This is a genomic window from Bacillus thuringiensis (genome assembly GCF_001182785.1).
Taxonomy (GTDB): Bacteria; Bacillota; Bacilli; order Bacillales; family Bacillaceae_G; genus Bacillus_A; species Bacillus_A thuringiensis_S.
On record NZ_CP012099.1, the window covers coordinates 1,422,400 to 1,434,343 of the forward strand.

The window sequence follows — 11,944 nt, forward strand, 5'->3', positions numbered from 1 at the left end:
TTGAAATAAAGCTAAGAGGGGATATAGAAAATGAGCACAGTAAACGAATTAGTAAACCGTATAGATGAGACATATGACGTATCACAAATTGAAAAAGAAATTAAATTAGACAACATTGCTTTAAGTGATTTAGAACTATTGGCGACAGGTGGATATAGCCCGCTTACTGGTTTTTTGGGGAAGGAAGATTATGATTCAGTCGTAGAAACGCTTCGTTTAGCAAATGGTAGTGTGTGGAGTATACCAATTACATTACCGGTAACAGAAGAAGTCGCAGAAAGCCTGAAGACCGGAGAGGAAGTAAAGCTTGTCAACAATGGAAATATATATGGTGCTATTCAAATAGAAGATATTTTCGTACCAGATAAAGAAAAAGAAGCGTTACTTGTATATAAAACAACGGATGAGGCTCATCCAGGAGTGAAAAAATTATATGAACGACCAAACGTTTACGTTGGAGGAACTATTATTCTAACAAAACGCTTTGAAAATAATCAATTTCCTTCTTATCATTTAGACCCAATTGAAACGAGAGAAGAATTTAAAAAACGTGGGTGGAAAACAGTAGTCGGATTTCAAACGAGAAACCCGGTACATCGTGCCCATGAGTATATTCAAAAATCTGCTCTTGAAATTGTAGATGGTCTCTTTTTAAATCCACTCGTTGGAGAAACGAAATCGGATGATATTCCTGCTGATGTAAGAATGGAAAGCTATGAAGTACTCCTTCAAAACTATTATCCGAAAAATCGTGTCTTTTTAAGTGTATTTCCTGCTGCAATGCGTTACGCAGGACCAAGAGAAGCGATATTTCATGCGTTAGTAAGAAAGAATTTTGGATGTACCCACTTTATTGTAGGACGTGATCATGCCGGAGTAGGAGATTATTACGGAACATACGAAGCGCAAGAAATCTTCACGAATTTTACGATAGAAGAGTTAGGCATTACACCACTATTCTTTGAACATAGTTTTTATTGCACGAAATGTGAAGCGATGGCTTCAACAAAAACATGTCCGCACGGAAAAGAAGATCATGTTATTTTATCGGGTACGAAAGTAAGAGAACTATTAAGAAACGGTGAGATTCCGCCAAGTACATTTAGTCGTAAAGAAGTAGTAGAAGTGCTAATTAAAGGTTTAAAAAAAGAAGTAGTAACAGAATAGGGAGAGAACGAGATGGATACGAATATTACTTGGCATACAGCTTCGGTTTCAAAAGATGAGAGAAGAGTGAAGAATGGACATCACAGTTTTGTAATTTGGTTTACTGGTTTATCAGCTTCGGGTAAATCTACAGTAGCGAATGCGGTCGCTCGTAAACTGTTTGAAAAGAATATTGGAAATTATGTGCTGGATGGGGATAACATTCGCCACGGTTTAAATAAAGACTTAGGATTTTCTGAAAGTGATCGCATGGAAAATATAAGACGTATTGGCGAAGTGGCAAAGTTATTTGTAGATCAAGGAACAGTTGTCCTTACAGCATTTATTTCACCATTTCGAGTAGACCGCAAACAAGTAAGAGATTTATTAGCGGCAGATGAATTTATTGAAATTTTTGTGAAGTGTCCGATTGAAGAGTGTGAGAAACGTGATCCGAAAGGACTTTATAAAAAGGCAAGAAAAGGTGATATTAAGGATTTCACAGGTATTGATTCGCCTTATGAAGAGCCAGAGCAAGCGGAATTAATTGTAGAAACGCACAAATATTCTATAGAAGAATGTGCAGAACAAATCGTGAAGTACTTACAAGAGCGTAGTTTTATCCCGCTATTTGCCGGGAAGTAAAATTCCTACCTCAAATTTCGATTGGGGCAAGGAAGTTAGGTGGGGGTCGGGCTGCCCGTAAATACCCGATTGGTTAAGGCTAATAATCAGCGTGGGATGAACAAAACTCTACTGATTAAAGTTTCACTTTATATAGGGGGATTTAAAAATGAGTTATGAAAAAGTATGGGCTAACAATGAAAAATTAAATCAGACGGAGAAAAATAAATTAGAAAAAGATGGCTTAGAAATTTTTAATGATATTCCTTACTATGCGGAAAATGGATTCGAATCTATTCCGAAAGAAGAGTGGGATGCTTTTAAATGGGCAGGATTGTATTTACAACGTCCAAAAGAAGCTGGTTATTTTATGATGCGGGTAAATATTCCGTCAGGGATTATTACAAATGCGCAGGCAGAAGTACTTGCTGCCATCGCTGAGGATTATGGACGTGATGTAATAGATATTACGACGAGACAGGCGATTCAGTTTCACTGGTTAGAAATTCAGCAAATTCCAGATATTTTTAAAAGATTAGCAAGAGTTGGATTATCTTCAGCAGGGGCTTGTGGTGATATAACACGGAATATTACAGGTAATCCGCTTGCTGGAATTGATGCAAATGAACTATTTGATACAACACATATTGTGAAAGAGGTATATGACTATTTCCAACATAATGAAGAGTTTTCTAACTTGCCACGTAAATTTAAAATGTCTATTAGTTCTAATATTTATAACTCAGCAAATGCAGAGATTAACTGTGTTGCATTTACACCTGCTACGAAAGAAATAGATGGTGAGAAAAAAGTTGGTTTTCATATAAAAGTAGGCGGAGGGTTGTCAGCCCGTCCATATTTAGCTGATGAATTAGATGTTTTCGTTTTACCAGAAGAAGTGAAGGCGGTGGCGATTGCGATTGCTACTATATTCCGTGATTTTGGATATCGTGAGAAACGTCATTTAGCACGTTTGAAATTTCTTGTTGCGGACTGGGGAGCAGAAAAATTTAAAGAGAAACTAATAGAGTATACAGGGCCTTTACAAAGTAAAGGAGAAAGTGCACTCAAAGGATGGAATGCAGGCTATTTTTATGGTGTTCAAGACCAAAAACAAGAGGGATTAAAATATGTAGGTTTTAATGTACCGGTAGGTCGTTTACATGCGGAAGAAATGTTTGAGATTGCAAGAATCGCAAAGCAATATGGAAATGGACAAATTCGTACATGTAATTCACAAAATTTCATTATTCCGAACGTTCCTCCGAAAAATGTAAAAGGATTACTTAGTGAACCGTTGTTTGAAGCGATATCTGCAAGCCCAAAATCATTTATTGGTCATGCGGTTTCATGTACCGGTATTGAATATTGTAATCTTGCACTAGTAGAAACGAAAGAAAGATTACGAAAAATTGCAGAATACTTAGATACACAAATTGCACTCGATGTTCCAGTTCGAATTCATATGGTAGGCTGCCCGAATTCATGTGGTCAACGTCAAATTGCTGACATTGGGTTACAAGGGGTGAAAATGAAAACGAAGGAAAAGGGAATTGTTGAAGCATTTGAGATATACGTTGGTGGAACGTTGTTAGATGGCGGTGCCTACAATCAAAAGTTAAAAGGAAAAATAGATGGCGAGGATTTACCTGATGTACTCGCATCATTTATAAGTTATTTCAAAGAGAATAAATTACCAGCCGAAACATTTTATGATTTTGTAGGTCGTGTTGGTGTAGACACATTACAAATAGCGTTAAATACCGTGTTAGAAGAAGTCATAGCGTCTTAGGGGGGCAATATGGATTTATATCGATTTGAAGCTGTATTAGTGAGTGATATTGTTCCGATTGTTGTTGTTGCTCAAAGTGAAGAACAGGCATTTAAGCTTGCGGAGATTGAGCTTGAAAAACATTTTTTACCGTTGCCAGAGGTAAAAGAGATTTCTTTGTTTGAAAAAAAGAAAATTCGAAAAGGTGCGGCATTTGTTATTCATGAGTAGAGAGCAGTAATACGAAAAAATAAAAACTTCCATTCGTATATAAGAATGGAAGTTTCATTTTAATAGTAGAAATGAGGAGAGATGATGGGGAAGGTTTATATTGTTGGAGCGGGTCCTGGCGATCCAGATTTAATTACTGTTAAAGGATTGAAATGTATTGAGAAGGCAGATGTTATTTTATACGATCGTCTTGTGAATAAAGAGCTGCTTTCACACGCAAAGCCTGACGCGGATTTAATTTATTGCGGGAAACTCCCGAATTATCACACGATGAAGCAAGAAACAATTAATACATTTCTTATTAAGTATGCGAAAAAAGGAAAAGTTGTAACAAGGCTTAAGGGCGGCGATCCATTTGTATTTGGTAGAGGGGGAGAAGAAGCGGAAGCATTAGCAAAGCAAGGTGTACCATTTGAAATCGTCCCAGGTATTTCGTCTGGAATAGCTGCACCTGCTTATGCTGGTATTCCAGTGACGCACCGTGATGCAAGTGCAAGTTTTGCTATTGTGACTGGGCATAGGAAAGAAGGTGCTGAAGAAGAAGTGAAATGGGAAAGTTTAGCGAAAGGTGTAGAGACTTTAGCCGTATATATGGGGGTTAGTAATTTGCCCTACATATGTGAGCAACTTATGAAGCATGGAAAAGATAAAAGTACGCCAGCTGCTATTATTGAACAGGGGACGACGTCTATGCAGCGCACAGTTGTTGGGACATTAGGAACAATTGTAGATGTTGCGAAAAAAGAGAAAATTCAAAATCCGAGCATGATTGTAATTGGAGAAGTTGTCCGTTTTAGAGAAAAAATCCATTGGTTTGAGAAGCAAACAGAAAATGCTTATCAAGTAAGTGGAGTGTTGTAAAATGAAAGCCGTCTTATATATATGTCATGGAAGTCGTTTGAAGACAGCGAAAGAAGAGGCGATTCAATTTATTACATCGTGCATGAGCCGTATAGAAGCGACTATTCAAGAAGTTTGTTTTTTAGAGTTAGCGAATCCTTCTATTGAAGAGGGTTTTCATACATGTGTGAAGCGTGGGGCCACGGAGATTATTGCTATCCCTGTTTTTTTATTAGCGGCAGGTCATGTGAAGAAAGATATTCCATTTGAATTGGTAAAGCTCAAGAATCAATATCCGAATGTTAAAGTGACTTATGGTAATCCGTTTGGTGTATCAGAAACACTTATAAAATCAGTATATAACGGAAGTGGTATTGAACAGGAAGATAAGGCTGAAGTGACCCTTCTGCTCGTTGCAAGAGGGAGTAGTGATCCTGAAGTATTACAAGATGTAAAATGGATCGCTTCTTTATTTCAAGCTGAGGAGAAAATTAAAAAAGTTGAGGTTTGTTATTTAGCGGCTGCGGAGCCAAAATTTGAGAAGAAATTGCAGGAAGTTGTAGAACGGAAAGTGGAGAATATCATTGTGCTACCTTATTTGCTATTTACAGGTTTACTTATGAAACATATTGAGAAAGAAGTGCGCCAATATAAATTGGAAAAGATAAAAATAAGTCCATATTTAGGGAAGAATGAAGCGTTTCAAGATATGTTAATTCAGAAAACGACGGAGTTATTGAAAGGAGATCAGTATGTATCCACTTACAGTGCGAGTTAATGAGAAACGCGTTGTTGTTATTGGCGGGGGGAAAGTTGCAGGGTTTAAAATTATTCCTTTACTCAAACAAGGTGCGGATATAGTTGTGATAAGTCCAGAATTGGATGCGAATTTAGTAAAACTTGTGGAAGAAAAGAAAATTCGTTGGTATCAAAGAGAATATGAAAAAAGTGATATTAAAGGTGCTTTTTTAGTTGTTGCAGCGAGTAGTGATTCAATATTAAATGAACAAGTTGCTGAAGATGCCGCAGAGAATCAATTAGTAAATGTTATTACAAATCCGGAAAGTGGTAATGTTCACTTTCCAGCAGCGATTCATCGTGGTTTGCTTAATATAGCAGTTTCTACTGGGGGAGCGAGCCCGAAGCTCGCAAAAAAAATTCGAGATGAGATTGCAAATAAATATGATGAGGCATATGAATCATATTTAGATTTTTTATATGAAGTAAGGGTGAAGTTAAAAGATTTACAGTTAGAAAAGAGGGAACGAAATATATTACTCCAAGAAGTGTTGAAATCAGTATATGTGCAAAACGAGGGGAAAAGAGAAAGTTTTTTACAAGAATTAGAAGAGAAAGTTTTAAAATAATAAAAAGTAAATTGCGCTTTACAAATATGGAAATATAATTTATAATCACAATTAACTTCAATAGATGAAATCGATGAGCAAGAAGAGTACGTATATTTGATGCGGTCAGAGAGCTGGGGTTAGGTGTGAGCCCAGTACGATAAAATATACAGAATGGGCTTGCGAGAGGTATGTTGAACATTGTAGTAGGCAACCCGGGTTCCGCCGTTAAAAGGATAGAGTATCGGAATTATTCCTGTACTTGAACAAGTGGGATTTATCAATCCAATTGAGGTGGTACCACGGTATTTACATTACATATATCGTCCTCTACATGCATATTTGCGTGTAGGGGACTTTTTTATTTTCTAAAGGAGGTGTGCGAGTATGAAATGAAAGTGTATAATTAACAGAAATTTTAATATTCAGAAAAGGAGAGTTTATGATGAAAGAAACACAGCAATGGACGTCGAAAATAGGCTTTGTACTCGCAGCAGCCGGAGCCGCAGTAGGTCTTGGTGCAATATGGAAATTTCCGTATGTTGCAGGTAATGGAGGAGGAGGCGCATTCTTCCTTGTATTTTTACTATTAACTTTATTTATAGGTATGCCTCTTCTAATAGCGGAGTTTGTTATTGGACGTAGCACGCAAAAAGAGGCGGTTACAGCTTATAAAGTACTAGTGCCAAATAGCAAATTATATCCTTGGATTGGTCGTATGGGAGTTGTTACTTGTTTTAGTGTACTATCTTTTTATAGTGTTGTAGGTGGATGGATTTTACTTTATTTATATTATAGTGTGACAGGAAGTTTCTGGAATGGAGTAGCTGATTATGGACAATTGTTCGGTGAAACGATTTCAAATCCGTTAAGTGCGATTGGAGCACAATTTATCTTTATGCTTTGTACGATTTTTGTTGTAAGTAAAGGTGTAGAGAAAGGTATAGAAAAGGCAAGTAAGTACATGATGCCGCTATTATTTATTTTATTTATTGCAATTATTGTTCGTGCGTTAACACTCGATGGTGCTTTGGCTGGAGTAGAGTTCTTCTTAAAACCAGATTTTTCAAAGCTTACAGCAGATACGGTTTTATATGCGATGGGACAATCTTTCTTCTCTCTAACAGTAGGTGCATCCGTAATGGTAACGTATAGTTCTTATTTAAAGAAAGAAGAACATTTAGCGAAATCAGCAACATCGATTGTAAGTTTAACTGTTTTTGTTACAGTACTTGCAGGATTAGCAATCTTCCCAGCGATTTTCGCATTAGGAGTTAAACCGACTGAAGGACCGGGATTACTGTTTATCGTCCTTCCAGCAGTATTTGCAAAAATACCATTTGGTCAATTTTTCTTTATTATGTTTTTAATTTTATTCTTCTTTGCGACTTTAACTTCTGCCATTTCAATGCTTGAAATTGTAGTAGCATCTGTTGCGAAAGGTAACGAGAAGAAGCGTCCGTCAGCATCATTATTAATTGGTATTCTTATTTTTGCGGTCGGTATTCCATCAGCGTTATCATTTGGGATTATGAGTGACGTGAAAATATTTGGAAAAACATTCTTTGATTTAGTCGACTTTTCGGTAAGTAACGTATTGTTACCGTTAGGAGTACTAGCTATTTCATTATTTGTACCAAATAAAATGAGTAAAGAGTTGTTGATGAAAGAATTAGAAGTGACGGAAACGAAGGGGAAAACGTTATTTAACATTTGGTTCTTCTTACTTCGTTATGTTATTCCGGTAACTGTAATAATTGTATTTTTAAATGCTATAGGCATATTTAAAATGTTTGCATAATAAAAAGACGGAGAAATCTCCGTCTTTTTATTATGTTGTAGAAGTATTTAATAAACGATTATATGCTTTATAAGCTGTGACGACTGCGATGAATGAACCGATTAAAAATAACGCTGAGCCGCCAAATGTAAATATTCGGCCAATAAACGTTTCCCTAGCTTCTTCTATTTCTTGTTGTAATTGTGTATTCATATTAATCACCCCGTAAACTATAGGCATTTAGTTATAGTCTATGTAGAATGCCTATAGTGTGTGAAGTGTAAATAAAAAACCTCGGTAGGCACCGAGGTTTTTTATAATCCGATATAAGGAGATGGATCAACTGCGTTTGTCTTGCCGACATTCCATTCTCCAAGATGAAGTTCGAAGTGTAAATGTTGTCCGTATGATTGGCCCGTGTTCCCCATAAATCCAAGCTGATCGCCTTGTTTTACAGTTTGTCCATTCGATACAGAACGGCTATTCATATGAGCATATACTGTCGTATATGTTTTTCCGTTTATACGGTGAGATAAATACACTACGTTTCCGTAACTAGATGATAATTCTGAACGAATAACAACGCCATCTGCAGCGGCGATAATTGGAACCGTTCCCGAAGCAGCGATGTCAATTCCTTTATGGTTATCTAAAGAACGTACACCAAATCCGGAAGTTTTTGATCCAGCTGCTGGTTTGATAAAGCCACCGATATTTGTATCATGTGGTGTTGGGGCTGCTTGAGTTGCTTGAGCAGATTTAGTAGCTTGTTGTTTGCGAGCCTCCTCTGCCTGGCGAGCTTCTTCCGCTTTACGAGCTTCTTCGGCCCGTTTTTCTTCTTCAATTGCTTTTTGAACAGCTTGACGCTGATTTTCTAAAATGCCTTTGGATTCTTCTAATCCTTCAATCTCTGAATCTACTTTTGCTACTTTCGTATGTAGATCGTTAATAAGAGTTTGTTGCTGTTGTTGGTTATTTTGTAATTCTTGCTGTTTTTGTTCTAGTTTTTGCTCAGATTCTTTCAGTTGTTGTTCTTTTTTCTCAACAGCCTCTTTTTCTGTAGTTACAGCATTTTGATCAGATGTTTGTTTTTTTACAATATCTGTATCATTGTTTAATATTAAACTTACGGAGTACATATTATCAACAAGATCGGCAATATTTGAAGAATTTGTTAGTACCTCTGTAATGATATTTGTACGAGGTTTTTCTTGCATAGATTGTAATCGTTGTTTAATAACTTCCTGACGTGTATCTATGTTTGTTTGTAATTGTTCAATATGTTTCTTTTTGTCAGTAATTACTTGTTGAGTTTTGCTAATTTCTTTTTTTGTATCGTTTAATTCAGCCTCGTTTTTATTAATAGAAGTAGTTAATTCATCGATTTTCTTCTGTAATTCTTGAATTTCTTTTTCTATTTGTTCTTTCTCGACTGATTTATTTTGTAAGTCACTTTGTTTGCCTTCTAATTCAGATTGAATGTTAGATAATTTATCTTGATTTGTTTCAGCGTATACGGGTGAAAGTAACGGGGAAGCAAAAATCGTTCCTGCTGCTAAAACACTAAACGCTGCAAATTTCTTTTTCATAGTTGTCTGACTCCTTTCCCTATGAATGTTATATATCATAAGAAGAAGAGTGTCTATCGTTGTAATCATAATGTAAAGAAAACTTTATAAAATTGCTAAGTTTTGTCGGAATTTATCATTTTTCAACTTTAATTGTCATAGTACTTACATGTTATTTACTTGTGTAACAAAGGTATATTTTGGGATTTATCTGTGAAATTAAGGAGAAAACTAAGAGTTTTTATGAGGTGAAATATTACTTGAAAAGCTAATAAAACACTAGTGAGGAATCGTTCTCATGTGAGGTTTTCTGACATGAGTCTACTTTTTGTCAAGAAAATTATTTGCGTTCGGGCAAACTTATTTTGTTGTCAGATTTTAATTTTTGATTTATGATTTTTAACAGGGACAAAATGTAGTGAATTGTCGAATAATATGTAATACTCTTAATTTCAAGTTTTATAGAGATAGAATGAGAGATAGAGTGAAACATCGAAGAGGGGGTTACAACAAATATGAAAAGAATAGGACTTGCATGGCAAATATTAATAGGACTTGCGCTTGGTATTGCAGTTGGGGCGATTTTCTTTGGCAATCCGGCGGTAGTGAGTTATTTACAACCAATTGGTGATATTTTCATCCGATTAATTAAAATGATCGTTGTACCGATTGTTGTAGCAAGTATTGTTGTTGGGGTTGCTGGTGTTGGCGATGTAAAAAAATTGGGCCGACTAGGCGGAAAAACAATTATTTACTTTGAAATTATTACAACAATTGCAATTATTGTCGGTCTATTAATTGCGAATATTTTCCAACCAGGAAAAGGCGTAAATATGGAGCAGTTAACAAAGACAGATATTTCGAAATATACACATACGACAGAGCAAGTACAAAGTCATTCATTTGCAGATACATTTGTAAATATTGTTCCAACGAACATTATGAAGTCATTAGCTGACGGAGATATGCTTGCTATTATCTTCTTCTCTGTATTATTTGGTTTAGGTGTAGCAGCAATTGGTGAAAGAGGAAGACCGGTTCTTCAATTTTTCCAAGGTGTAGCTGATGCGATGTTTTACGTAACAAACCAAGTTATGAAATTTGCACCATTTGGTGTGTTTGCGCTAATTGGAGTTACAGTTTCTACATTTGGTCTTGCTTCATTAATTCCATTAGGAAAATTACTAATTGTTGTATATGGAGCAATGATCTTCTTCGTTGTAGTTGTCTTAGGACTTACAGCGAAAATATTTGGAATTAACATTTTCCAATTCTTTAAGATTTTAAAAGACGAGCTGATTTTAGCATATTCTACAGCAAGTTCAGAAACAGTTTTACCAAAAATCATGGAGAAAATGGAGAAATTCGGTTGCCCAAAAGCAATTACATCTTTCGTTATTCCGACAGGTTATTCATTTAACTTAGATGGATCAACTTTATATCAAGCAATTGCGGCTATTTTCTTGGCGCAAATGTACGGTATTGAGTTATCTATTACGCAACAAATTACATTATTACTTGTATTAATGGTTACATCAAAAGGTATTGCAGGTGTACCGGGCGTATCATTCGTTGTATTATTAGCGACACTTGGTACAGTAGGTATTCCACCTGAAGGTTTAGCGTTCATTGCTGGTATTGACCGTATTTTAGATATGGCTCGTACAGCAGTTAACGTTGTAGGAAACTCTTTAGCAGCTGTAGTTATGTCTAAGTGGGAAGGTCAATATGACGCTGAAAAAGGACAAGCTTATTTGAAAGAGATTTCTGAAAAAGGTCAAGCAGCTTAATTATAATATGAACAAGCTCTCACATAATATGTGGGAGCTTTTCTGTATATAGAAGAGGAGCAGACATAATGAAACGTAAATATGGTGATGGTTCTTCGTGGAAGAGACTAATAGAAAAGGGTTATACGGTTAAGCAAGTAGAAGAGGGAATGCTCGGAATACTGGATATAAAAAAGGTGAGAGAGCCTAGTTGTAAAGAATATGATGGTAAAGAAATTTGTATTGCAGGTAATGGGTATACATGGGTTCAATATTTTATTAATGGAAAGAACTTTGCGATTACAGCTATGTTAGATGATAGGCACAATTTAGTGCAATATTATATTGATGTGACGAAAGAATATGAAATAGATGACCGTGGTTTACCGTATTTTGATGATTTATATTTAGATGTAGTATTATTACCTAGCGGTAAGGTGTATGTATTAGATGAAGAGGAGCTAGAGGACGCTTATAAAAGTGGCGATGTCACGAAGGAAGATTATGAGCTAGTTTGGTACACGACGAAATGGATATTAGCAACAATAAAAAATAGTGAATTTTATTGGATTTCAATATTGGAAGAAGAAATCGAAAAGTTAAAATGATTATTGTATTCAAATTTTTGTATAATTACCAAAAAAATCTATACAAAAAATAATTGACTTTTGTTTTGTAAGCGAGTAAAGTTAGGGAAGAAATTATTATTAAAAAATAAATATGAAACCTTCTTATAAAGAGAGGCGGAGGGACTGGCCCTACGATGCCTCGGCAGCGGACTCGATTTCAGAGTGCTGTGCCAAATCCAGCAAGCGTGTGCTTGAAAGATGAGAAGAGTGTTTCTTATAGATGTATAAGACCTCTTCTCG

12 protein-coding genes, 1 riboswitch and 1 other annotated feature are annotated in these 11,944 nt (G+C 35.9%); of the genes, 10 read left to right on the forward strand and 2 right to left on the reverse strand.

Annotated features, from left to right (window positions below; genetic code table 11):
- The first annotated feature begins 30 nt into the window (after positions 1-30).
- The 8 genes from sat (at position 31) to AC241_RS07555 (ending at position 7,759) form a co-directional block, all read left to right on the forward strand.
- Entirely contained in the window at positions 31-1,167 is a 1,137-nt protein-coding gene (sat, locus tag AC241_RS07515; RefSeq protein WP_029441816.1) for a sulfate adenylyltransferase, read from the forward strand.
- 12 nt (positions 1,168-1,179) lie between these two features.
- The gene (gene cysC, locus AC241_RS07520) at positions 1,180-1,791 is read left to right on the forward strand and encodes an adenylyl-sulfate kinase (protein WP_029441817.1); all 612 of its coding nucleotides are present in this window, start codon (positions 1,180-1,182) and stop codon (positions 1,789-1,791) included.
- A gap of 148 nt (positions 1,792-1,939) precedes the next feature.
- Positions 1,940-3,562 carry a nitrite/sulfite reductase gene (locus tag AC241_RS07525; RefSeq protein WP_048563675.1) on the forward strand — a complete coding sequence of 541 codons (1,623 nt, stop codon included), beginning with the start codon at positions 1,940-1,942 and terminating at the stop codon, positions 3,560-3,562.
- 9 nt (positions 3,563-3,571) lie between these two features.
- Positions 3,572-3,772 (forward strand): DUF3906 family protein, encoded by a 201-nt coding sequence (locus tag AC241_RS07530; protein ID WP_000366918.1) that lies wholly within the window; start codon positions 3,572-3,574, stop codon positions 3,770-3,772.
- A gap of 84 nt (positions 3,773-3,856) precedes the next feature.
- Positions 3,857-4,633 (forward strand): uroporphyrinogen-III C-methyltransferase, encoded by a 777-nt coding sequence (gene cobA, locus AC241_RS07535; RefSeq protein WP_043936111.1) that lies wholly within the window; start codon positions 3,857-3,859, stop codon positions 4,631-4,633.
- 1 nt (position 4,634) lies between these two features.
- On the forward strand, positions 4,635-5,390 hold the full coding sequence (locus AC241_RS07540) for a sirohydrochlorin chelatase (protein WP_016082317.1): 756 nt from the start codon (positions 4,635-4,637) through the stop codon (positions 5,388-5,390).
- Positions 5,365-5,979: an NAD(P)-binding protein gene (locus AC241_RS07545; RefSeq protein ID WP_029441820.1), complete on the forward strand. Its 615-nt coding sequence runs from the start codon at positions 5,365-5,367 to the stop codon at positions 5,977-5,979. The genes AC241_RS07540 and AC241_RS07545 overlap by 26 nt, the downstream gene beginning before the upstream one ends.
- Before the next feature lie 64 nt (positions 5,980-6,043).
- Positions 6,044-6,292 (forward strand) — a binding site (T-box leader).
- Positions 6,293-6,403: 111 nt separating this feature from the next.
- Positions 6,404-7,759 carry a sodium-dependent transporter gene (locus AC241_RS07555; RefSeq protein WP_043936112.1) on the forward strand — a complete coding sequence of 452 codons (1,356 nt, stop codon included), beginning with the start codon at positions 6,404-6,406 and terminating at the stop codon, positions 7,757-7,759.
- Positions 7,760-7,789: 30 nt separating this feature from the next.
- On the opposite strand, the gene AC241_RS34725 is transcribed toward AC241_RS07555, so the two are convergent.
- The gene (locus tag AC241_RS34725) at positions 7,790-7,951 is read right to left on the reverse strand and encodes a hypothetical protein (RefSeq protein WP_172452168.1); all 162 of its coding nucleotides are present in this window, start codon (positions 7,949-7,951) and stop codon (positions 7,790-7,792) included.
- A gap of 101 nt (positions 7,952-8,052) precedes the next feature.
- The gene (locus AC241_RS07560) at positions 8,053-9,327 is read right to left on the reverse strand and encodes a murein hydrolase activator EnvC family protein (protein ID WP_029441822.1); all 1,275 of its coding nucleotides are present in this window, start codon (positions 9,325-9,327) and stop codon (positions 8,053-8,055) included.
- Positions 9,328-9,821: 494 nt separating this feature from the next.
- On the opposite strand from AC241_RS07560, the gene gltP reads away from it, so the two are divergent.
- Together gltP and AC241_RS07570 are read left to right on the forward strand one after the other, a co-directional pair.
- The gene (gene gltP / locus AC241_RS07565; protein ID WP_016082313.1) at positions 9,822-11,096 is read left to right on the forward strand and encodes a glutamate/aspartate:proton symporter GltP; all 1,275 of its coding nucleotides are present in this window, start codon (positions 9,822-9,824) and stop codon (positions 11,094-11,096) included.
- A gap of 68 nt (positions 11,097-11,164) precedes the next feature.
- Positions 11,165-11,683, forward strand: coding sequence for a ribonuclease FAU-1 family protein (locus tag AC241_RS07570; protein WP_050843055.1), 519 nt, complete (start codon positions 11,165-11,167; stop codon positions 11,681-11,683).
- Between the two features lie 120 nt (positions 11,684-11,803).
- A riboswitch (SAM riboswitch) is annotated at positions 11,804-11,909 on the forward strand.
- Positions 11,910-11,944 lie beyond the last annotated feature (35 nt).